19 protein-coding genes and 1 pseudogene are annotated in these 24,159 nt (G+C 47.7%); 4 read left to right on the top strand and 16 right to left on the bottom strand.

Annotated elements, in window-relative coordinates:
- The first annotated feature begins 54 nt into the window (after window positions 1–54).
- A complete protein-coding gene (locus tag AB3351_RS01170; RefSeq protein ID WP_371145280.1) occupies window positions 55–3,072 on the top strand; it encodes a hypothetical protein in 3,018 nt (1,005 codons plus the stop codon).
- A 137-nt stretch (window positions 3,073–3,209) separates the two neighbouring features.
- Here AB3351_RS01170 and AB3351_RS01165 read toward each other — a convergent pair whose 3' ends face one another.
- The gene (locus tag AB3351_RS01165; protein WP_371145279.1) at window positions 3,210–3,710 is read right to left on the bottom strand and encodes a superoxide dismutase family protein; all 501 of its coding nucleotides are present in this window, start codon (window positions 3,708–3,710) and stop codon (window positions 3,210–3,212) included.
- 138 nt (window positions 3,711–3,848) lie between these two features.
- A complete protein-coding gene (locus AB3351_RS01160; RefSeq protein WP_371145278.1) occupies window positions 3,849–4,139 on the bottom strand; it encodes a hypothetical protein in 291 nt (96 codons plus the stop codon).
- Between the two features lie 190 nt (window positions 4,140–4,329).
- On the opposite strand from AB3351_RS01160, the gene AB3351_RS01155 reads away from it, so the two are divergent.
- Both AB3351_RS01155 and proC read left to right on the top strand, forming a co-directional pair.
- Window positions 4,330–4,695 carry a general stress protein gene (locus tag AB3351_RS01155; RefSeq protein WP_371145277.1) on the top strand — a complete coding sequence of 122 codons (366 nt, stop codon included), beginning with the start codon at window positions 4,330–4,332 and terminating at the stop codon, window positions 4,693–4,695.
- A 74-nt stretch (window positions 4,696–4,769) separates the two neighbouring features.
- On the top strand, window positions 4,770–5,582 hold the full coding sequence (proC, locus tag AB3351_RS01150; RefSeq protein WP_371145276.1) for a pyrroline-5-carboxylate reductase: 813 nt from the start codon (window positions 4,770–4,772) through the stop codon (window positions 5,580–5,582).
- 20 nt (window positions 5,583–5,602) lie between these two features.
- On the opposite strand, the gene AB3351_RS01145 is transcribed toward proC, so the two are convergent.
- Entirely contained in the window at window positions 5,603–6,484 is an 882-nt protein-coding gene (locus tag AB3351_RS01145; RefSeq protein WP_371145275.1) for a DUF4349 domain-containing protein, read from the bottom strand.
- Window positions 6,485–6,663: 179 nt separating this feature from the next.
- Here AB3351_RS01145 and AB3351_RS01140 point away from each other — a divergent pair, with 179 nt between their 5' ends.
- Window positions 6,664–8,391 carry a YcdB/YcdC domain-containing protein gene (locus AB3351_RS01140; protein WP_371145274.1) on the top strand — a complete coding sequence of 576 codons (1,728 nt, stop codon included), beginning with the start codon at window positions 6,664–6,666 and terminating at the stop codon, window positions 8,389–8,391.
- A 19-nt stretch (window positions 8,392–8,410) separates the two neighbouring features.
- Here AB3351_RS01140 and AB3351_RS01135 read toward each other — a convergent pair whose 3' ends face one another.
- From AB3351_RS01135 to AB3351_RS01075, 13 genes and pseudogenes are all read right to left on the bottom strand, one after another.
- On the bottom strand, window positions 8,411–9,016 hold the full coding sequence (locus AB3351_RS01135; protein ID WP_371145273.1) for an SET domain-containing protein: 606 nt from the start codon (window positions 9,014–9,016) through the stop codon (window positions 8,411–8,413).
- 91 nt (window positions 9,017–9,107) lie between these two features.
- Window positions 9,108–10,346: a glycosyltransferase family 2 protein gene (locus tag AB3351_RS01130; protein ID WP_371145272.1), complete on the bottom strand. Its 1,239-nt coding sequence runs from the start codon at window positions 10,344–10,346 to the stop codon at window positions 9,108–9,110.
- A gap of 27 nt (window positions 10,347–10,373) precedes the next feature.
- Entirely contained in the window at window positions 10,374–12,287 is a 1,914-nt protein-coding gene (locus AB3351_RS01125) for a DUF2334 domain-containing protein (RefSeq protein WP_371145271.1), read from the bottom strand.
- 156 nt (window positions 12,288–12,443) lie between these two features.
- Complete coding sequence (deoD, locus tag AB3351_RS01120; protein WP_371145270.1) at window positions 12,444–13,157, bottom strand: purine-nucleoside phosphorylase; 714 nt, start codon at window positions 13,155–13,157, stop codon at window positions 12,444–12,446.
- Window positions 13,158–13,240: 83 nt separating this feature from the next.
- Window positions 13,241–13,918: a deoxyribose-phosphate aldolase gene (gene deoC / locus AB3351_RS01115; protein ID WP_371145269.1), complete on the bottom strand. Its 678-nt coding sequence runs from the start codon at window positions 13,916–13,918 to the stop codon at window positions 13,241–13,243.
- Between the two features lie 48 nt (window positions 13,919–13,966).
- A complete protein-coding gene (locus AB3351_RS01110; RefSeq protein ID WP_371145268.1) occupies window positions 13,967–15,151 on the bottom strand; it encodes a NupC/NupG family nucleoside CNT transporter in 1,185 nt (394 codons plus the stop codon).
- Between the two features lie 173 nt (window positions 15,152–15,324).
- The gene (locus tag AB3351_RS01105) at window positions 15,325–16,263 is read right to left on the bottom strand and encodes a sugar-binding transcriptional regulator (protein WP_371145267.1); all 939 of its coding nucleotides are present in this window, start codon (window positions 16,261–16,263) and stop codon (window positions 15,325–15,327) included.
- Window positions 16,264–16,380: 117 nt separating this feature from the next.
- Window positions 16,381–17,583 (bottom strand): S1C family serine protease, encoded by a 1,203-nt coding sequence (locus tag AB3351_RS01100; protein ID WP_371145266.1) that lies wholly within the window; start codon window positions 17,581–17,583, stop codon window positions 16,381–16,383.
- Window positions 17,584–17,718: 135 nt separating this feature from the next.
- The gene (locus tag AB3351_RS01095) at window positions 17,719–18,552 is read right to left on the bottom strand and encodes a protein-glutamine gamma-glutamyltransferase (protein ID WP_371145265.1); all 834 of its coding nucleotides are present in this window, start codon (window positions 18,550–18,552) and stop codon (window positions 17,719–17,721) included.
- Window positions 18,553–18,764: 212 nt separating this feature from the next.
- Window positions 18,765–19,680, bottom strand: a pseudogene (locus AB3351_RS01090) (ABC transporter ATP-binding protein).
- 164 nt (window positions 19,681–19,844) lie between these two features.
- Window positions 19,845–20,984 carry a serine hydrolase domain-containing protein gene (locus AB3351_RS01085; RefSeq protein ID WP_371145264.1) on the bottom strand — a complete coding sequence of 380 codons (1,140 nt, stop codon included), beginning with the start codon at window positions 20,982–20,984 and terminating at the stop codon, window positions 19,845–19,847.
- Window positions 20,985–21,259: 275 nt separating this feature from the next.
- Entirely contained in the window at window positions 21,260–22,303 is a 1,044-nt protein-coding gene (locus AB3351_RS01080) for an S-layer homology domain-containing protein (RefSeq protein ID WP_371145263.1), read from the bottom strand.
- 207 nt (window positions 22,304–22,510) lie between these two features.
- Window positions 22,511–24,100, bottom strand: a complete 1,590-nt coding sequence (locus tag AB3351_RS01075) for an S-layer homology domain-containing protein (protein ID WP_371145262.1) — start codon at window positions 24,098–24,100, stop codon at window positions 22,511–22,513.
- Between the last annotated feature and the right edge of the window lie 59 nt (window positions 24,101–24,159).

The following is a 24,159-nucleotide window of genomic DNA, read 5'->3' as shown; positions in this document are numbered from 1 at the left end:
TCTCCCTTTTCTTTTTACAATGAAGACAATGACATTTATGCCAAGGAGGATTATATGCGCCACCCATGTCCTGTCCCGCATCGTTTCATTGTTCCCCTCCTTCTTGTGTGCCTGCTCTTACTCACACCGCAGCAGAGCCTGGCCACTTCGGACGCCACTGCTTCTGCACCGGACATTTCGTCTCGCCCTTTTCTTTCTCTGCGTGAGATGGCTCCCTTTTTTGCGGAAGCCGAAAAAAAAGGCATTACGCGAATGGAGACTTCCGTTTTTCTCTATGATGCCGTGCATCTGCTAGAGGGCATAGACAAGCCCGGAGCGATTTCCGCCTTCGAGCGCAAGCAGGCCCGTATCCTGGACAAACTATTTGGCCGTAAGGAAATAGCGGGAGAACTGCAGGCGTTTGCTGAGGATGCCGTCCGGTTGACAAAGGAAAAGCTAGTCGCTGCCGCGCTTTCTGGCCAGCCGCTTCCGGTAGAAAAAGCGCTGCAGGAAGCGCTTACAGAAACGGCAGGCAAACCACAGCATAAGCAGCTCATCGCCGATCTGAAGCAGAGCGGAATCACACCCGCTGCGCTTACCACCCTCCTAAAGCAGTGGGAAGCAGTACTTGATCCTGAACATACATGGCGAGCACGGCTGCAGCAGGCAGTAGAGCGTCTCGTACAGGAAGCGCTCAAAACATCCGCCGCAAATGCAATCGTGAAAGCGTCTTCTGACCGGGCCAGCGATGTGTATGTGACCTTTGCCCGCCCGTTCAACTTCGAGACTTTTCGCAGCGCCTGGCTGGATAAAGACGTTGTGCTACAGGTGACCATGCGGGGCGTCAGCGTACCCGTACGGCATATCGCCCAGGAAAATCCGCGTGTGCTGCGCATTGGCTTTAGTCAGGAGCAACCCTTAGAGGAAACGGCGCTGATCAGTGTAGCGCTGCATGACCTCCGTAAAAAGCCGACATTTGCAGACAGTGCTTCCTCTTTTGTCTTAACCGATAAAAAGCTGCCTGCGCTGCTGAATACGCGGCAGACAGAAAGCGGCGCGCTTGAGCTTGAATTCGATGAACCGATCTATACAGGCATACGCAACAGCGGGTACGAGCTGTGGAAGCTAAACGGACACGAGGTTCATGGCCAACTGAATGGGAAAAAGCCCCAGACTGCAGACAGCCGCCTCTCTGGAGACTTTCGCCGCTTTGCTGTGCTTGAGCTGAGTCATTGGATGCGTCCACATTATCAGCCGCCGGGCAAGAAGAATGTCCTACAGGGGTCGGGCATTGCTGACTATTCGGGCCATCGAAGCGGAAAACGCCTGCACAATGTCGTGATAGACTTTGTCTCTCCGCCCGCCATCGAACCGATCCCGACCGTTTCAGCCCAATCTCCGGAACAGTTCATGCTGCGCTTCCCGTCTAAAACGGTATCCATGTACGGCCACGACCCTTTGCTTGGTCCTGAGGACATTCGTTTGGAACGGCAGAGCGGTTGGGATGAGGCGGGAAACCCGCGATGGACAACCGCAGGAATACGGCCGTATGAAGACTGGGCGCTTGAATATGATGGAAACGCCGCCTATTATCTGCAACTGCGACGCGATTGGTCGCACATTTTACAAACAGAGGAGGGAAACCCTTCATACAGTACAGCAGGCTATAACCGCGTTCGGATTACGCTTTTAAAAGGACGGGCGAAGGATGCGGGAAGCGGCACCGTCAACCAAAGCGATCATACATACGAGATTGTGCTGCCTGCTGATGCGCTGCCGCCAAAAATCCAGACGGTTACTCCTTCTTACGCTTCCGTCCCAGGGCAGGAGACATTGAACGTTACATTCAATGAACCCGTGCAGATTTCGAACGCCACCCGGCATCTCACGCCGGCGCGCGAAACAGGAGCTGTGCCTAAGCCTGTATTCGAGCTCGTCTCACTGCAAAGCAAAGCACGCATCGCTCTGTCTCCGATCGGCTATTTAACAACCAAAGATGATAAAACGTACATTTTCCCCATTCCGCAAGAAGCGGCAAAAGAGGCGGGAAAATGGCAGTTGGCTGTGCAAAACCTTTCTGATGATGTGGGCAATACGGCATCGGCTCTTACACATCCAGTCAACATACGCTCACTGCGGCTTCTGCCGCATAAGCCGCTGGAGACTCCGGCGCTTGTCTTTGGCGCGGCAGTGGATCATACCATTGCCAAAGAAGCACCTGAGGCGGAGGATGTTGTCGTGCTCCAATTCAATACCATTCTCTCGGCCGATGCCCGCAAGACGGGGAATTATTTCATTGCCGGTCAGCCTCTTTCGTCCAAAGCCAAAGTGCTGCTGCGCTCCACTCGATTTGACAGCACGAATGACGGAAGCATCTCAGACGAGGACCGGGTGGGTACACGCGTTACCTTTCTCCTGCCGAAAGACACGTTCAGCACGCAAAACAGTGCTGCCGAATCGGTACAGGGAGTCAGCTTTAATGTGCAGGTAAAAACTGAAACAGGTGAAGCCATCAACAAATGGGGAAAGCTTCCTTATGTACGTTCAGGTACGCCGGACACGATCATCGACGAGGTGGCCGCGCGCTATGCCAGGAAAGAGGCTTCCCTAGCGGATCGCATGTGGCTTGCCACCGCCATCAGACAGGCTGAATCCGAGCTTTCCGCTGCACGCGCCGGGGGAGCGGCAGGAGAGTTTCCATCGGAAGCGATCCAGGCCTTTCGACAGGCCACTGCCGAAGCAAAGCGTACAGCAGTGAAGATACCGGCCATGCGGGGGGCGATCGAGACGGCCATTCATTCTTTGCAGACGGCACAGAACCAGTTCTATGCCAGCCAGCATCGTCCGCCTGCTGACAAGTGGAACCTGATTATGCAGCTCCGAATCGCACAGGCGGAATGGGCCGATATAAAAGCGAATCCTTATAAATATCCGTATACGTTGTCCGAAGCATTTGCCGCTGCCATTGCACAGGCCGAGGCGGTCGTGGCAAAGGAAAACGCAACAGAGGAAGAGATCTATGCTGCATACCGCGCTTTGGTTGATGTGGTGAATGAGAAGACGAAATATGATACGATTCCCGGCTATCCATAGCCTATAATTGACACCAAAAAGCCGTTGATCCATTACTGGGTCAACGGCTTCTTCTCAATTGCTTGGTTATATTGGGAGTTCATACGCTTATACTCTTCCGTCTCTATATATGAACTGGATCAACAATCGCTTTCTTTCTATCCCCAACCGATTACGCCGCATGCAAGACGGCGACCGGCATTGCCGGCAGGCTGTGAGCGATAGTCGTCAGGGTTCTCATGAATGATAACTGACTTGCCGATAACCTGGGGTACGGTGAATTTATCTGTAAAGAAGCCCATCATCGCTTTTCCGTGATTAGAAAACAATACGGGGAAGTCGCCCGCATGATTCCCGTGCGGCTGATTGGTGGGGTTCCAGTGCTCGCCCGCTGCTGTAAAGGGCTTAGCGGGATCGCCTACCTGGCAGTTTCCGAATTGATGCAGGTGAAAGCCAAACGGGCCGATGGGCGCTTTGTTTCCCTGGGCCGGCTGATACGGCGGAAGCCCTTCCACGTAGACGAACACCCACGTTCCTCCAGGCACTGGCGTAAACTGCACGACCCCTCGGATGCCAGGAGCCAGCGGACCTCCGCGAATAACGGCTCGTGCCTGTGTCGGCATCGGCATGACGGGCATTTCCCATGCTCTCGCATCCATCTCTCATCCCCTCCTTTTCTTGACTTTTACAGCGTATGCATGCGGCTGGGTTATCGTCCCTGCATCGTTCTATTCTTTGCCGCAAAAAAATGAAAAACCGGCATGCCTTTTACAAAGCACACCGGTTTTCCTATGATTTTATGATAGAGTCTGATACGAAGTACTTTCCTTTAATGCTTCATAGATTTCTCGATTATCCGCCTTCTGCAGAATATTCTCCGCTGTGGCTGCATCAATCCGGTGATAATTGACCGATGCACCTTCCACATGGCGCTGTTCTCTGACAAAATAGCCTTTATCTGTCCGGACGAGATCGCGAGACCAGTCCACCGTACCTAACTGATCTGAATGGAACAAAACTTCCTCTTCTGTAATGATGACATGCGTCTCATCCATATACCTATCAAACACTCGAATTTGTTTGCCCATAATGATCCCTCCCTATATCTTTATTGTACCGATAAAAGCGAATAATTCTGTGGCACTTTTTTGACAACGAGGAATTTTTTGTGAACGTTTAAAAGTTATAGTTGATGCTACTGCTTACCAATCGCAGCGTTTTAGTTCTAGTTCTTCGGGTAAATACAATATATAGCACGCATAGCAGGAGGGAGCAACGATGAGAAACCAACAGGTACACGTCTGTGATACAGATGAGCAAGCTATCGAGATTATTACCAATTGGAAGCAGCAGGGCTATACGGATGATGACATTTTGGTTATGGCACATGAAAAGCAGGAAGCTTCATCCATTGAAAAAGCCACTGATGTAGATGCAAAGGCAAACTTCACCCGCAGGAGAGAAAGCGGGGGTATGATTGATGATACGATTACCGCGCTACGCGGCAACCAGGTGGGCTATTATGCCCGAGATGAAGTGGAAAGCCGTCTGCTGCAGGTGGGTGTTGCTGAATCAGACGTTCAAACTTTTACAAATCAATTTGACAGCGGAAAAATCCTTGTTATGATAACCGATAAAAGCTAGCCGACGTCTTTACGGCTAGCTTTTTGTATGGTTCGATAGACTGGTACAATCTTTATAGAAATGGAGTACTTCTCATGACATCTACTTATCTATTCATCGGAGCGGGCCGTATGGCAGAAGCAATCATTAAAGGACTGCTTCGTTCCGCAGACGGTACACTCACACTCATCGCAGCTAATCGTACCGATACACAGCGGCGTAAAAAGCTGCATGCCCAATATGGTATCAAAGTAACAACCGATTGGAAAATATACGTCGCAGAAAGTGATGTGATCGTCCTCGCCATGCCGCCGGAAGCGCACGAAGAAATACTAACACAGCTTGCTCCTCTCGTCACAGGTCAACTGATCATTACCATTGCAGCCGGCATCGGAGTTAGCAGATTACAAGAAGCGCTGCCGCCCGGTACTTCAGCTGCCTGGGTCATGCCGAATACCGCAGCAGAAATCGGCCAATCCATGTCGCTGTATACATACACTGAGGCGCTTACCGCTCATCATCAAGCTTTGCTTGAGCAATTGCTTGATGCTATTGGAACAGCGGAATTTTGTTCAGAAGAGCAGATTCATACGCTGACGGCCGTAACGGGCAGCGCCCCCGCTTTCGTATATGAATTTGCGCTGGCAATAGAGAAAGCAGCCGTGCGCTATGGTATTTCACAAGAGCAGGCACGCAGATTGGTTACACAAATGATGTATGGCTCCGTGCAGATGCTTGCGTCTGGTAGCTCCCCTTCTGAATTGAGGGACGCTGTGACCACACCGGGCGGAGCTACCGCAGCCGGTCTGCGGGCATTGGAACAAGGAGGGTATGCGGCATTGCTTATGCAGGCTATCGAAGAAACCAACCGCCGTGCCTTTGCGCTTGGAACAAAAGCCGACCTGTAAATAGGACGGCTTTTTTCCTATCAATCCCTCTTTCTTTTTCGAATATAGATCACTACCGCTGCAATAACAGCAATTAGGAATAACAGTGGTGAAAATCCGACAACGAAGACGAAAAGTGCGGATGCAGTATTCAGCATGAATGCAATGCTCTGCATAAACCGCTGCTTTGTCTTATCCCACACGCTTACTGAATCACCGGACAATGACGGAACTACGGCCTTACTCTCTGTAACCCGAAGAGTGACAGTCGAAAAATCGCTTTGGTTCTTCAAATATTTAATCTTTCCTTTGAGCTGCTCAATCTCTGTCTGCACTTGATTGAGATCATGAGCAATCTTCAGCACATCCTCTGTTCGCTGTGCTTTCTTCATAAAACCAAGGAGCTGTGCTTCCATGACCTGTTTTGATGAAAGTCTCGCTTCCAAATCAACATACTCTTCCGTCACATCCCGCCCCTGAATCGTACGGTCCGTTACTTTTACCGCCAACTTTTCAACATCTGCGAGAAAAGCATTGAATTGAGCAGAAGGAATACGAACACGAAAATCTCCCTGCAAAAGATCGAGTCCAGTCCCTTGTGTATACGATCGCGCTTCCACCACATACCCGTCCTTTTTTTCTGCCAATGCAGTGATCTGCTGTTGTGCTGCGGTAAAATCTTTCACTAGCAACGATACTTCCGCGGTGTATACCATCATGGCTGCCGGACTTTTCTTTTGCGGCTCTGATGGCGACTCTTTATCCGCCTCATTAGCTGGCGCGGTATCCACCTGAGCTTTTTGCTCGGAGGTTACCGAAGCACCCTCTCCTCCCCCGTTGCTTGCTCCGCATCCAAAAAGAAAAAGAAGAACAACCAGGCCAAAAACTAAACAGGATCTCCTCTGCATCTGTCTATGCTTCATGGTGGCCTCCTTTCGATCTATTATTTTTCTGCATAAATGAGCGTATCTATCTATAATTTTACAGTAGGGAATATGAAAAAGGATAGAATTTTGTTATGCTATCAACAACGGTTGCTTTCAACAATATCGCATATATATCACATCATACTTTGATCATATATCAAGAAAGGAGCTTTGCGATGAAATACTACCTACCTCTTGCCCTTCTGCTTCTAGCTTCCCCTATCGTTTCGGGAACGGCTGCTGCAGCGGCAGCAAGCGAAACATCTATTCAGTTACCAGCAGAAAGCGCGATTGAAAAAAATCTTGCGCCCATTCCTTCTTCTATACAGAATACACTGAACAAACTGATTGCTATACAACCTGTTCTCGCCAGGATGCATGTTACCATGAGCTTTCCTTCAGAGAAAGAAAATACATTTATTATCCATCTCAATAGCGAAAAGCCAGGAGCCGAAACACCAAATATGCAGCAAATATCCAGTGCCTATCTCACCTTTGATAGCAATACCGGAGCTTTGCTTGCATTCAATTTGAATATTAAGGAGTGGGCTTCTGATAAGCTACCTTCACGGCAGACTTCGATGGATACAGCAGAGAAATTTCTCGTGCAATGGTTTGGTGAGGCAGGACGCAAGCAATTCGGAACGCCGGTGTCCAATGGCAACGGCTCCTCTACCGTCTACCAGGAGAATGGAGCTGCAATGACCTGGAGAGAGCGGCATGTAGAATTTCCTATACTATTAAATGGAATCCCGGTTACGCATGGACAAAGCCTGCGACTCAGCGTGGATGCAGCCGGACATATCGTAAGCTATACATACAAACCGATCGACATAAAAAATAGCAGCATTCCATCACCAGAAAACGTTCTTTCCGCTGATGAAATTAAACAAAAGCTCGCTGACAGCGGACAGGTATATCTGAGTTATGCGGCAGAGCAGCCTGAAAGATATGGATCTCGCCCTGCCAATACAAGCACAAAGGCCGTATTAAAATACGATCTGTCCGTCTATCCGTATCTTCATCCGGTTACTGGGCGTCCCGTGGATATGATGAGCGGGCAGGAAAACGTAGATCTTACGCCTTCTGTATCGAAAAAACAGTTTACCTTACAACCTAAAGCCCAGCCGCTTCTAGCTCAGTCTGAAGCAGAGGCAAAGCGTAAGGCTCTGGCATTGTTTGGTGCAGAGAATCTGGCAGGAAAACTCCGCCAAGATACGGCCTTCCTCTCGGAACAAGAAAAAAATCAACCAAGTACGATGTATCATTTCAGCACAGAACAGCATGATGTCGCTCTAACCGTCAGCGTGGATAAGAAGACACATCGCATTGAACATGCTAATCTGCAAACGCAACAAGAGCAGGCGTCTAAGCCAACTACTATAGTAGCAAAAGAACAGGCACTGCAATCAGCGTTGGGATTTTTGACTACGTATGCAAGCAAAACAGCCGCACAAGTGGAATGGACAGATTACACATGGAGCGAACCCGAGCCGCCGAGCTGGGTAGATAGAAGTAAGCTTCCGCAAAGAACAAGTAGTGAGCCTAACGAATACACCTTCTTTTTTACTGAAATGTACCAGGGCATTCCCGTCCAGGATCGTTCCTATCAAGTGGGTATTGATAAACATACCGGCAAGGTGACAAGTTTCTCTCTGGCTGTACCAAAAATAAAGCTTGAGCTGCCGGATTCGGCCTTGCGTGTCTCCAAGGAAGAAGCGCTGCATACGCTCCTTGCTCATAAATCGCTACGGTTGCAGTATATCTGGCCACAGTACTTTGAACAGCAGGCACCAGGTCCGATTCTTGTATATGGACCTGCCAATTCTGCCGAATCATTTGGCTATGTCGATGCCAAAACCGGCGCGTATGTAGCCGTACCAATCCAATGGGATGAAGAATAACGAACAAGAAAAAGGACAATCATTTCGATCGTCCTTTTTCTCTGTCAAAATATATTGTTTTAATGGAATCCATTCGGGCAGCGCCTGCCGCTACCCGTTTGATTTTCTCCATAAATTCCGGTTTAACCAATGAGGCCAGCGGCTGTGGCACATGGTTGAACTGCTTAAATGCTGCACAAGCAAGCTCATCCCACTGCCGGTAATACGTAAGCAAATCATCTGGCATAACAATCCGGCGCGGGGCATTGGCTTCCGGGATGCAGTAGAAAGGAGCATCTACATTCAACGTGCCATAATCATCTGTGATCTGCTCGCCGGGATAAATATCGCGGGCCGTCAACTCCAGTTCGTATGCTGTGCCGACGCAATTGGCATGAAAGCTATGGTTGATGTAGCGCCCAAGATCCCAGCATAAGATATATTGACCGTGCTGATTGCGGTATGAATACTTTATCACCATCTCTTGCATCGGTTCAATCATCTGGAGAACCTGTTCTTCGCTAATAATCTGATCCAATGGATCAAGCGCCCAGACAATCGTCCCTTTTGGGATGAATGTAGTAGCGAATACACCATAGCCGATCTGATCATCGATATAGCGCAGTTCTGTATTCGGATGCATCATGCCTGTTGATCCCCCCTCGCCATTATAAAAATAAGGCTTTCCTTACATTATGTCGGGGGTACGATCAAGGTTCTTACCACTCCCTCTTTGTTTATGAGAGTTCTTCAATCTTAATCGAGCGGGTATGAACCGTATGGCTCCAGGTCTGGCTGTTGCTTGTAAAAAGAGCGACAAGCGTGATCGGAAACCATGTAAGCAGGAATATCGGGTATACGAAAATCCCAAGATACGCTTTCAGTGGTTTTTTCTCCAGTAACATGACAAACGGTGTCTGTAGATAGAGCGCCGTATTGACAAGCCACCAGAACCAGTCCGGCATCAATTTAAATAAATGGAAGGATTCATAGATGGAGGTTGCAACCTGCAAATAAAGCATCATGGATGTCACCGCTACCATAAGAAGACGCATCGGCTGAAACAAATACAGTGCTGCATCGAACTGCGATAGATTACGGGTACGAAGTGCCTTCCATAGGATCGGCCAAAAATACTGTCTGGCACAGTAAAAGTGTCCGCGCATCCAGCGGAGCCTCTGACGCATGGAGCTGAGCAATGTCAGCGGCTTTTCATCGTATACGATCGCATAGTGAGCCCATGTCGGATAAATCCCGCGGTATACGCAGCGAGCAGTAAACTCCACATCCTCTGTCAAGGACGTTACTCCCCACCCCATCTCCTTTAGAAGGTCTGTCTTAATACAAAGCCCCGTTCCTCCAAGCGCATTAGCCATGCCGAGATTGTAGCGGGCCAACTGCCACATCCGGTTCATAAACCAATACGTAATCGCATAGGAGATACTAATCCATGAATCATATGGGTTTTTTGTTTCCAGATATCCCTGAATTACCTGATGCCCGCTCATTAGCTTCTCGTTCATCTCCGTAAGAAAGTTGCGGCTTGCTAAATTATCCGCATCAAAGATAACTACAGCATCATAGCTTCGGTCCATCTTCCACAGCCTATCCAGCATCCATTCGATCGCATGACCCTTCCCGCGCTTTTCCTGGTTAAACCGCTCCATTGGAAGCAGACCATGCGCACGGACGATGTCTGCTGTCCGGTCGGTACAATTATCGCAAATCACAAAAATATCGTACTTCTCTTTCGGATAATCGAGCGATTTTATATTCTCTAATAATGGTGCAATCACCTGCTCTTCATTATGAGCGGCGACAAAAATGGCGAATGAGGAATCAGGAGGAGCGGTGCATGTCTCCCGTCGTTTCCATAAGCCGGCTAATCCGATGATAACTTGATACAGAGCAATACATGCTGTGATCACTTGCAAAACGATGAAAAGGCCATTCGTGATTTCCCATCCGTTGGGCATAGACGAGTTCCTCCTGTTCAGTCAATCTTACTGCGTTTTCGATTTGCGAAACGATAGACTAACATCAACTACGTGCTGCAGTCTATCAAATGAAGCAATATCTGCTGTACCATTTCCATCAAAATCAGCGCTCCAAGCAAGACGCTTTCCCCTTGCCCACGGTCCGTAGTAAGCCTGCAGCGGACGCATATTAACATCCCCGTCGCTCTCCCAAACACGCCATATCCCCTGCAGCGGTTCATATATGGTTATATCATCATATCCGTCAGCGTTGCCATCACCAATCAGCACCTGCGTTTCCTTACCAATAGGCAGGGACAAGCGGGCAGGCAGCTTTCGCATCTGAGTCGCACCTGCGTTCTGATACAGGAGGGCTGTGTGTTCACCAATACCATATACCAGCATATCCACCCGACGATCTCCATTCCAATCTCCTAGCGCCCACCGCGCTCCTGACGGCAAATCACATACTTTGATTGGTTCTATGAACTGATCGGATGCCCGACGTGTCCACCACACCGCATCCGCCTTACTGAAAAACAAATCCATCTGCCCGTCTCCATCCCCATCACCCGCTTGTAGTTGTTCAGCACCTGTTGGTAATTGAGTAATATGAGGCGGCTGTACTCCACGTCCATTCGAGTACCATACCTGAACGATTCCGGTGGCGGGTGTATAGCCTAAAATATCCATCCGTTCATCTTGATTCCATCGAGCTGCAATCACATGATCTTCTGTGGATAGCCTCGACACGTGCCATGTCTCCGGCAGCTCCTGCGGCCGATTTCGCGGCCAATCAAATGCATCGGCATAGATTGTAATTGAGCCAGATGACCATGTCAGAATTTGAGTGCGCCCAGTCCCCTTAATATCTCCCATCACAATGCGCGGGCGGATGGTGCCGCTCATCTCCTGTAGTTGAATTTGCTGAGCCGGTGTAAATGGAAGCACATCATGAAGAGACACCCAAGTAAAGCCCTGCTCTCTTGCCCCCTTCACAATACGATGCAAATGCGTGTACACACCGGATTTATACTGATAAAGCGGAAGACCATCTTGGATAGACGGCTTACCGTCCACACCAATCACCGGCTCAAGATAGGGAAACTCTAAAAACGGGTGGTAAAAGAGTGAACCCAACCCCTTATATGTTTTCATCTTTTCTACAATATCATCCGCTGTACGTCCTTCTGAGATATAACGAAGCGGGGCCGGGACATAGACGGAGCCAAGACTATGACGGCCGTATGTATTAATTGTCTCGTACATATGCAGATCCCAAAAGGAATGCAGTGAACGATAATCAGGTTGATATAAAATCCCCATGTAAGAACGAAATACTTCCTCCTGTACCCAGGTATCATGATAGTGAGGCGACTCCCAGAAAGCGGGGGTAAGTCCTGCTTTTTTAAACGCGGACAGACTCGCTTCCATCCTATGTGCGGCATAATCAGCCGTATATGTTTGCGGCGCTCCACTCACCGCAAATTCATTGCCGATGCCTGTATCCTGTCCGCCATCCGGACGTTTGTGCGCTCCAAATTGATGCGTATAGCCGTGCATGCCAAGAACAGCGCCCTTCTTCTGTGCCGTCTGCAGCAGGCGAATCAGGTGCTGCGTCTCTTCATCGGGGACGGCATCATCAATCCCCTTTTCATAACGGGTACCATCGGGAAGCAGATACATAGCGCGTGGAATAACCGCCACAGCAAAGGGAACACGCTGTGTATGCAAATAAGAAAAAACTGCACGCAGCTTGCCTATATCATCACGCGACGCATATATTCCTCCTGGTGTTATATCTTCTAGACGCAGCATCGCATGGCGCTTCTCCCAATTAGAGAATACATAGATGGGCAGATGGATAAGCACTACACACATCAAGCCCAGTATAACTGCCAATACCCATATATGCCTTATTTTGAATCGCTTCTTTGTCATTATCTAACCTCATTACATATAGAGCATGCCTTTCTTCGTACTCTATTATATGTTTGGGAAAAGATGGTTACAAGTCCGCCGCTGTCAGCTCTGCTTTTACAAAAAAAGAGGATATACCTCTCTAGAAGTACATCCTCATGCTGTGCTGATTTATCTTTATGCTGTTTGTGCAGCGGCTGTCTCAAGCGCCATTACAATCATATCGTTAAATGTCGTCTGACGCTCTTCTGACGTTGTCTCCTCTCCGGTAAAGATATGATCGCTTACCGTTAAGATGGATAAGGCATGGACGCCATATTTGGCTGCAATCGTATACAGTGCTGTTGACTCCATCTCGACGGCCAATACTCCGTGTTCGGCAAGCTTCTTCACCATATCCATGCTATCACGATAAAATACATCAGCTGTCAGGATATTGCCTACACGAACGTGCAGCCCCTTTTCTACGCCCACTTCATATGCTGTTTTTAACAGGTCAAAATCGGCGCATGGAGCAAAATCAAAACCAGGAAATGCAAGCCGATTTATATTTGAGTCCGTGCAGGATGTCATCGCTAGAATCACATCGCGCACACGAATGTCTTTCTGAATTCCGCCGCATGTACCTACACGAATCAAATTTTTCACGCCATACTCACGAATCAGCTCATTCGTATAGATGGAAATAGAAGGGACGCCCATACCTGTTCCTTGGACAGAGATGCGTTTTCCCTTATAAGTGCCGGTAAATCCAAGCATTCCGCGCACTTCATTGTAGCAGGTTACCCCTTCAAGAAATGTCTCGGCAATGTATTTTGCGCGAAGCGGGTCACCGGGCAATAAAATGCTTTCTGCAATCTCTCCTTGTTTCGCTCCAATATGAACGCTCATGTCTAGGCCGTTACCGCTATATGTGCGATGACGGCGCTCACCTCCTTAATGTGATAGGGACGCCCTTCATCTACAGGACATCATTAGTATTTATCTTGCGATGTTTCACCTTGCATAATAGCAACCCCTGAGCTTGCGCCAATCCGTGTCGCTCCTGCCTGTACCATAGCCAGTACATCTTCGCGGCTCCGGACACCGCCGGATGCTTTCACACCCATATCCGCTCCGACTGTTTTACGCATTAATGCTACATCCTCCGCTGTTGCACCGCCTGTAGAGAATCCGGTTGATGTTTTTACGAAATCTGCGCCTGCCTTTGCTGACAATTCGCATGCCCGCACTTTTTCTTCTTCCGTTAACAGGCATGTTTCGATAATGACCTTTGTAAGCGCCTTGCCTTTTGCCGCGTCTACAACAGCTTGAATATCGCGCGCCACCAGTTCATCCTGCCCGCCTTTTAGCGCACCGATGTTAATAACCATATCAACTTCATCCGCCCCGTTCTCAATCGCATCCTTTGTCTCATACGCCTTCACTTCTGGCGTGGAGGCTCCGAGCGGGAAGCCGATTACAGTACAAACCTTTACATCCGGCGCATCCTTCAATACTTCCGCCGCCGTCCGTACCCAAGCGGGGTTGACGCATACAGAAGCAAAGCGATGCTGCTTCGCTTCTTCTGCCAACTTGACAATATCCGCTTTTTTTGCGTCAGCCTTTAATAGTGTGTGGTCAATCATCCGAGCAATTTGTTCGTTTGTCATATGTGTTGCTCCTTTCAATGATTCATGTGCTTCAGACTTACGTCTATCCTATAAGAATACACCCATCATGGTCGCAGACAAAATTGATGCTAGCGTAGAGCCGTACAGCAATTTCATACCAAACTTGGCAACCTCATCTCCTTGCTTCTCCTGCAGGGCTTTTACAGAACCCGTAATAATTCCCACGGAACTGAAGTTTGCAAAGCTCACTAAGAAGACAGAAACAATCCCGATCGTCTTATCCGATAATCCGCTTGCAATCTCCTTAAAGCTCATCATTGCAACAAATTCATTCGTAACAAGCTTCGTTGCCATAATGCTGCCCGCCTGTACGGTCTCATGCATCGGCACACCCATTAGGAAAGCAATCGGAGCGAACAAGTAGCCAAGTACGGTCTGGAACGACATATGGAAGACAAGGGTAAAAATGTAGTTAATCAAATTCATCAGCGCGATAAAACCGATCAGCATCGCAGCGACGATAATTGCGATTTTAAGCCCGTCCATAATGCTCTCACTTACCATCTGGAAGAACGTCAACTTCTTCTCATCTTCCTCAACCATAAGCAGGTCGCCTTCTTCTTCAACACGATACGGATTAATAATATTTGCAACGATTAACGCAGATAAGATATTCAGCATAATCGCGATTACAACATAGCGCGGCTCAAGCATGGTCATATAGGAGCCGACAATCGCTACGCTCACTGCGCTCATAGCTGAAGTACACAGCGTATAGAGTCTTCTTTTTGAGACAAGTCCTAGTTGTTTCTTCGTCGTCAGAAAAACTTCAGATTGGCCGAGAATAGCGGAAGAGACGGCAATATAATTTTCTAGCTTGCCCATTCCATTCAACTTGCTTAATGCCAATCCGACATATTTAATAATAAACGGCAAAATTTTAAAATGATTCAACACACCGATGAGTACTGAAATAAAAATAATCGGCATTAAAACATTTAGGAAGAAGTTCGAAGCCCCTTCATTCTGCAACCCGCCAAACACGAAATTCACACCGTCTATCCCAAGCTTCATCAACTTATCAAACATGTTGGAGACAAACGCAATTAACTTGACTCCAATCTGCGTATTCAGCAACAAGAATGCAAGCACAAGCTGCGTCACAAGCATCGTAGCAATCGGACGAATACGAATTCCTTTACGATTGTAACTCACCAAATACCCCAGCCCAAACACCAACAGCAGCCCAGTTGCCATGAACACGATATTCATGTCTCATTCCTCCATGTTGTCGCGCGGTAACGCTTTCAAGTTGTTTTTTATGACACCTTTACTATACCATAAGCAGATGACTTTTGAACATATGTTTCGTTCAATAAGAAATTTTGTTCAATATATGTCATAAAAAAGCGCATCCGGTATAGAATGCGCTCAGCACACTTCTTTTATGTTTCCACCAATGTTCGAGCCGTAAACGAATCAGTCACCAATACATTGGCATACCCTCCCATTAACGCACCTCGAATGCCCTCTACTTTCTTGGCACCGCCCGCAACAAGAATGGCCTGTTCTTTTTCCTTAAGATAATCAAGACCGAGTCCAATCGTACGGTTGTTCAAGCTTTCGCTGCAGATCTTCCCTGTTTTATCAAAAAATCGGGAGCAAATATCTCCTGCTGCACTCGCTTTGATGAGGCGAAGATCTTCTTCGGTGAAGTAGCCTAACCGCAGCAGGAGTGAATCTGCACCGACTCCCCCTACCGTAAAGACGGCAATGTTAGCCTCTTTGCCCATCTCCAGCACCTTATGGATATGGCGATCGGCTTCGATGGCCTGCTTTACAACCACATGATCTACAATTGCCGGAAGCGGCAGATGATGAGGCGTGGTACCGTAAGCTTGACCAAAAAGCGTAACGATTTCTGAAGCATGCGTATTGATTGCAGCGTGGCTGATGCCTCCTTTTAATTGGACGATTTGTACCCCGTGTACCGGTTTAGGCTTCAGAGCTTGGGCAAGATGATACAGCGTCGTACCCCACGTCACTCCAATAATGTCTTCGTCTTTCACGACCTCATGCAGGTATTCGGCTCCTGCTTTTCCTATATACTCAGCTACAAGCGCATTCTCATCGTGAGGAACTGCGACAAGCACGACTTTTTTCAAATTAAATTTCTGCTCAAGCGTGCTTGCCAGCTGCTCTAGGCTATCGGACGGATCAATAATCTCAATGCGAACAATACCCTCTTCCTTTGCCTGCTGTAAAAACCGCGATACGGTTGGACGTGATACGCCCAATTTCTGCGCAATCTCCTGCTGATTGTAATCTAATTCATAATACAATCTGGCGGCCTCAATGATTTTGCGTAATTTATCCTGCTCCATCGCTTCACCTATGTCTTTTTATTTTACTTATGCTTATCATACCATTAACTTTTGTAACATTGTATGCTTGGCTGCAAGCAAGGAAAGAGACTTTCGGATGACGATGAAAGGTAGACCTTAGTAGTTATCAAGCTTTATCGAAGCTTTTTTCAACTGGCCGTTACGATAATAAGCGACTTGAACCGTATCGCCTGCCTGCTTTTCAAAAAGATATTTCCGCAGTTGAGCTGAATTTTCAATCGTTTGATTGTCCATCCGCACAATGATATCGTATTTTGCAAGCCCGGCCTGGGCCGCCGGACCCTCTTCTACAGCTTCTCTAACAATTACACCGTTCTGTACTTCATCGGGCAGATTGAGCGTGTTCTTCCATTCATAGGAAGGAATCTGCGCAAGATCGACCGGCTCAATGCCAATATAAGGACGGCGCACTTTACCATGCTGAATCAATTCATCACTAATTCGCTTTACTTCCGTACTTGGAATAGCGAAGCCGAGTCCTTCTACTCCTGCCTTAGCGATTTTGAGGCTGTTGATCCCGATTACCTGTCCCTGAGCATTCATAAGCGGTCCCCCGCTGTTACCCGGATTAATGGCGGCATCTGTCTGTATCACCTTCATATCATAGTCGCTCTGACCATCTTTATTCAGATCAATCGGCATCGTACGCTCCGTTGAGCTAATGATTCCCTGAGTTACCGTCCGAGAGAATTCCATACCAAGCGGATTGCCGATTGCAATCGCACGCTCGCCGACCTGAAGCTTAGAAGAATCACCAAATTCCGCTACCTGCTTCACCTGTGTACCGTCAATTTCAAGCACGGCAAGGTCAGTAATCGGATCTGTACCTACAATATTGACCTTGATGCGCTTCGTATCCTTATCCGATAGCGAGATTTCAACCGTATCGGCTCCATCAATTACGTGATTGTTTGTAACAATATACGCTTTGCCGTTTGTCTTCCGGAAGATTACACCTGATCCGGTTCCCTGTTCTACTGATTCATTAGATATTCCTTGCATGGCCTGCCCATCCTGCACAGCTATGACTCCGACAACAGCATCGGCTACCTGATTTACTGTGGTTGTAATAGGTGATTCCTTAGAACTAACAATCTGAGAAGCAGGAGTGCTTGCTGCCGGTTGATTCTGTACGCCTTGACTGCTAAGAGATACGTAGCCTGTCTTAACCAAGGAAGGCAGCAGCAGAAGTACGAGCAAGCCACCCATCATCGCGCCAGCAATCGCTGAGAAAAAGCTGCGGGCGCACCCTCCTCTACCCTTCTCTTTTTGCGTGTTTTCATCTCGATAGTATCCCATCGTATTCCTCCTTCTGCCTACGATCGCATCCATGTATAAGCTACGTCTTATCGTACAGAGGAAAAACAGCAGAAGTATGGAGAAAGTATGGGAAATTGTAAAAAAGGGATGGTATAGAAACCCACGCAGACAGGTTTAGAGTGCAAGGTATGCTGTCTGCCCTATTTGCGCAACAATATATCGCTTTTCAGGGGATGCATGAAGAATCCGCCTTCTGTTTTCACTTCTGATAGCGTATTGAGAAAGATGAGAAAACGCAGGCTCCGCTGCACCCTCGAGCAGATAGGCGGAACGTGTCGCATGAGGTTTTCGTTCTTTGTTGAGGGAAGCAATGATTTCCTCGTCGGTTTTGATGCCGATCCCGTGGGCAAAATAACGGCCATCTTCTAGCAGCACAACATTTTCGCCCTGCCATTCCGGAGTCTTTGGGTTGTACTCCGGGTTCTTAAAATACCGCACATCCCCTGGAATATAGTGGGTCTTCTCTCTCCAGGTCAGCCCAAGGTCTTTGTCATATGTGCCATCAAACAAGAGAAGCGGGGAAAACAAACGATTAAAATTCATCTCACCGATCGAATCAAGAATCGCCTTATAATAAACAACGACGATTGCTGTAGCACACTCAAATGCATACAGGCGGCCTTCTTTAAAAATATCCCGAATTGCTTCCGCTGGCTGCACCCCTTCCTTTAGTTGACACCCACCTTCCTCCGTTCGTATCCAGTAGCGGGGATTGCAGCGCGATGTGCTGAATCCCGCAAAATCCACTCCACTTTGGTCAAGGGCTTTAGCGGCGGATACAATATGACTTCTAAGCGTAAGCTCAAACTTCAGCTGTTCTATCGAAGGGTATGTGTACAAGATTGAACTTACTGCCATGCGCTGCAGGATGTCTTGCTCCATGTCAGTAAACCCGTTCTGCAGGTCCATGGCATGAATATCGATTGGATCACCGAGAATTTTGATCATGCTATCCCGTCCCTTCTGCCATGCATCATAACGTTTATAATTTAATACACATCTCTCTTATGAAACACCCACGTCACAACAGCAAGCAAAACGGCAATAATTCGTAATCCCCATCGCTATAATAAACAGCATACAAAAATAAACAAACAAGAGACTTTGTTTTCTGCTGTTTATTTTCATACATTCGTTCTGTATTAAGGACCAAAGTATTTTCATGACTGCGTCCCTCCCGTTAGCGACAGGAACATATCCTCAAGCGACGTCTCTTTTATCTGCACCTGAAAAACACCGATGTTGTGCTCGGTTGTTGTGCTCGGTAAGCAAGGCAACAACAGACGGTACTTGCTGCTTCTTTGCTTCAATGACAAGAACGGCATCGTTTACCTGGACGGCGTGATACTCTGCAAGCAAGAAAGCAGCCTGTGCAGGTTCCGTTACCTCCAGCTCAATACGCATGACGGCTGCCTCTTGACTTCGGACATTGCGCTCATCAATCGTCCTTCCGTTTTGGATAATCACAACTCTTTCAATTTCGGCAAGCAAATGACTTGATAAGATAACAGCGATATGTTCTTCCTTTGCCAATCTGCGTAAATAATCACGCAGTTTACGAATTCCTGCGGGATCAAGCCCATTGGTCGGCTCGTCAAGAATAAGTACGCTTGGACGATGCAGCAATGCTTGGGCAATGCCAAGCCACTGCCGCATGCCAAGTGAATATGTTTTTACTTTCCGCTCAAGCACATCGGACAATTCTACAAGTTTGGCTATTTCTATCATACGCGCCGAATCTACACGAGTATGCCCATACATGCGGGCAAAATGCTTTAAATTTTGCATGCCCGTCATATATCCGTACAAATCCGGATTCTCGACAATGGCACCAATGTGGGCAAGCGCGTTGATGCGATCGGTTTTTATACTATGACCTGCAATCAACACATCACCTGCCGTTAATGAGAGCAGGCCCACCATTAGCCGAATCGTAAAGGTTTTACCCGAACCGTTCGGCCCAAGCAATCCGTAAATTTCTCCGCGGCGCACGGAAAAGGAGACATCATGGATGATTTCTTCTCCGTATACTTTCTTTGAGATACCGCGCACGTCCACAATTTTTTGATCCTCCATTATGTATCCTTTCTATTTTTTGTTGTACAAGCCACGCTTGTTTTCTTCTTTATACTCGAGCTCTGTCTCGATTTCTATGCCTATTTGATGATATGTTCATGATAAAAAAAGCGTGCCGCTGTATAGCTTTTGCGGCACGCTTGATTTTGTGTATGGTTATGATGCTATACGAGCGGTTTTTTCTTTGCGTTGGACTTCCCGTTCGGGTTGGTAGGCTCCTCAAGCATATCAAGCAGCGTCAGCCCCATGTCCTTCAGACCTATATCGCTGTGATTGCTTAGCAGAATAACAACATTCTTTGATGTGGTATCACGTACGATTTCTGCGGAAAAGCCAAGGACATAACCACCGTGTCCAGCCAGCTTGCGCCCATGTCTCTCTTCAATATGCCATCCATATCCGTACTGCTTCATCTGCTGAGTCAGCATCTTATCGCGCAGCGAACGCGCTAAAAGAGTATCGGTATAGAGCGCACGATCCCATTTATATAAGTCTTCCACTGTCGAATACAGACCACCGGAAGAAAAGCGAGTTCCATAGTTCATGCCGAGTGCAACCCAGTTTCCGTGAACTTTTTTATGGCCGCGGGCTCTGTCGAGTACGGAACGCTGACTTAAGTTAAAACCAGAAGCATCCATATGCAGCGGCCCAAAAATATGGGAGGTGATGTATGCATCATAGGCTAGCCCCGATGCCTGCTCAATGATCCGACCCATAAGAATGTATCCTTCATTGCTGTAATTCTGCTTTGTACCCGGCGGATACATCAGTGTCAGCTCTTCATACTTCTTATCTCCCTTATTCATAGGCAGCCCGGAAGAATGCGTGAGCAGGTGATGAATCGTCACACGTTTGGCAAATGGATATGTCGGAAAGAAACGGTTAATCGGTTCATAAATGTTCAGCGCACCCTTCTCGTGCAGCTGTAGAATAGCCATGGCGGTAAAGGATTTAGTCAGTGAACCCATGGCGAATTTATGTTCAGGACGGTTAGGCTCCTTTGTCTTTTGATACGCATAGCCATATCCTTTCTTAAGCAGGATCGTATCTCCTTTAGCAATCAGCACCGTACCATGGAAAGTATCAAGCGCCAGCTGCTTTTCTATATAACGGTCAAGCCTTGCAGTCAATTGCTTATTCTCAGCTGTAGCAGCATTCTTTATGCCTGTAGTAATGGGAGCGAGGCTTTCCGCTTTCGTTTGGCCAAGATGAATGGTGCTTTTGTGCTCATGCTGTGTAAACGATACGGGCAAAAACGAAAACGTTAGAAAAAAACAGACAACCGTAAGAAACTTCTTTTTCAATTACCTCTTTCCCCTTCTCCTCAAATGATGAACGAGAAAATTGTAATACTGAAAGCATATGGTTGTAAAGTTAATTTTTAGCCATAATTTATTACAGAATAGTAGTTAAATATGAATAGTTGCACTACTTTCGTTTTGGCTGCCTTTCAACCTTCTTTTGATTGAAATTGTATGCTTATGATGATGGAGTTTTCATGCTTTTATACATGTCATTAAAAAGAAAAAGCGCACTGGGCTCTTCATCAGTCCAGGCGCTTTCTTCTGAGAGAATCAGCTTATAAATACCGTTTCACACCGACTACACGATAATGCTCTATGTACCAATCCAGATCGTTAATCTTCACCGATCCCTGACCTGTAGCTGCATGAGCCATTTTTCCATTACCCATATAAATTCCATTATGTGAAATACTGCCGCTACCCGTATCAAAGAACAAAATATCTCCCGGCTTCATGGATTTCAGCGATACAGCCGTGCCTTTGGTGAATTGCTGCCCAGTTGTACGCGGCAGATTCACTCCCATTGATTTGTATACATACTGAGTAAAACCACTGCAATCAAAGCCAGCTGTTGTTGTACCGCCAAACCGGTACGGTGTGCCGAGAAGCGGCTGTACTTTACGCGCGAGTAGCTCATCCATCCGGTCACTTGCACGGGAGGCGACTTTTTTCACAGGTGCGGTCACGGGCTTTGGAGCAGGGCCGTATACAATCGTATGCAGAACTACCGCTACTTCCGCTCGCGTCAGCGATTTTTGTGGGTGGAAATAGCCGTTGTCTCCACCAAATATTTTTTTCTGTGTCACAGCTTTTACACCGTTCACAGCCCAGCTGCTCACCTTCCCCTTATCCTTGTATGAAAGAGCGCTGCTGGTATGAGAATAGTTAAACGTATGGGCAATAATCGCGGCTGCTTCTTCCCGGGTAATCGGACGATCCGGAGCAAAGCGTGTGGCCGACACACCTTTAACGATTCCCATCTGGTACGCTTCCTTTACAGCGCCGTAATACCACTTCTTTTTGGAGACATCCGTAAAGGAAAATGTACTTGTTGCTGCTTTTTTATTAACCACTCGCCCAAGCATCGCCGCAAACTCCGCGCGCGTGACTGAGGAACTTGGCGAGAATGTCCCTTCCCCTGTCCCTTTGAGAATGCCCTTTTTGTAAAGGTTTTCAATACTTGGTACAGCCCATGCTGTTTTATATGTATCAGAAAACACAGCCGCTTCCGCTTTGTTCTCCATAAGCGGAAAAGAACCTGCCAACAACGATACCGAAAGCATACCTGCCGTCATATATTTAGTAATTTTCTTTTTCATATCCTCGTTCCTTCTTGATTTTTTTGATAATTGTCATATCGACCTTGTTAATCCTATCAAAAATATTTCTTGTATTCATCAAGCAAACGAACCAGGAAAGATTATTTACTTCCGGGCATTCGATTCCTTATCGTCCAAAATAAAAGAGGCAGAGGATCGCAAAAAGTTACATCCTCTGCTTCTTTTGATTTATGAGGTTATACGGAGTTAAGGACGTCGCTCATTAGCAAGGGCAGACCAGATTTCATTCGTTTCTGATCCTACATACCAAAAGGCAACACCCGCAGCGTCCATCTCCTGCACCATCCGATACTTAAGGGCTAGGGAGCGACTTTCCTCCAGCCACATTTTATAGCGTATACCTTTGCTGTTGTATATGGCATAATACTGTCCAAGCCGAGCGTCCCAGACCGGTTTTATACCGGCTGCTTCGACATCTTTTATACTATCCTGAACACTCATGTCCTTAGGCACTGCTTTGCCTGCACTCTCCTGCCAACGCATCGTATAAAGAGGCAGCGCGACAATTAACCGCTCCTTAGGCACCATGGTCAGCATATGCTCTACATGTCTTCGCACCCACGGAAGCGATGCATTTGATCCGGCCTTCCCCAATCCTTCCCATGTTTCGTTATAGGCCATCATGATGACATAATCTGCATGGCGAGCCAATGTGGCAAAGTCGTATGGATTACTCCAATCACTATCTAAATCCGGCGGCACATCGACGGATAGCTTCTTTCCATGTGCATGCAGAGCCGTAGACAACTCTCGCACAAAAGCGGTGAAAGCTAAGCGATCGGCAGGATCAATATTTTCAAAGTCAATATTCAGCCCATCGATTGCATACTTCTGTGTATAACCTGCAAGCTTCTGAACGAGTGCCGCCCGCTTATCAGGATTGGCGAGCAGTTGATGAGTCAATTCCTTGTTGAACCGATTCCCCACCAGCGGCCATACCTCACGGCCATTCTTCTTTGCCCATGTCAAAAGCTGCGTCTCAGTTGCATCGCTTGCCATTTCTGTCGGATGAATAAAATACCAACGCGGCGATACAATATTCATTCCCGGCGCACGCGCTACCCGGCTGGTAAATTCCTGTGTAGAAATGCTGTATTGCCAGCCAAGATTAACGGGAACCGCCTTCTCTTCTTTTTCGCTCTGCACGACATCCTCCTGTCTGATCCACTCATACAACAACACAGCCATCTCTTCTCTCGTTAATGGATCGTTTGGGCGGAAGCGCCCTTGGTCGCCAACAATTAAACCCCGCGCATACAACTCACTCACGGCAGGCTTAGCCCAATCTGCAATACGAGCTGCATCATGAAACGGCAGCGCACTGCTGCCGGAACTCTGCTTAGTGGGCAGAGCGCGATACAAAAGTCCAGCCGCCTCCTGTCTGGTAATGGAACGGCGCGGCTCATAGGTGCTTGCACTTGTGCCGCTGATCAAGCCGCGGATGACACCCGCTGATATCATTCCATATGACCAGCTTGTGCGAGGAACGTCGGTAAATGCAGGAATGGCAGCATCAATCGGAGAAAGCTGCAGCGTACGGCCGAGCATGGCCGCCATCGCTTCACGTGTAACCGGCTTGCGTGGTCCATATCGTCTCTCCCCTTCACCGTAGACAATGCCACGGCTGTGCAGATCAAGAATGTGTGTACGGGCATAGCTGTCATCAATATCATCGAAGGGGCGGTACATATCCGCCCGGATCGGGTCCTGATGCATGCATCCGCTGCTAAAGACAACGGAAGTAATAATAAGTACGATCATTGCTTTGATTTTCATACGTTTGCCTCGAACCTTTCCATACTGTCTCTCTTGCTTACTCTAGCGCAAGTTTTCTG

Source organism: Aneurinibacillus sp. REN35, assembly GCF_041379945.2.
In the GTDB taxonomy this organism is placed as follows: Bacteria; Bacillota; Bacilli; order Aneurinibacillales; family Aneurinibacillaceae; genus Aneurinibacillus.
This window is presented reverse-complemented; position numbering and strand designations above follow the sequence as displayed.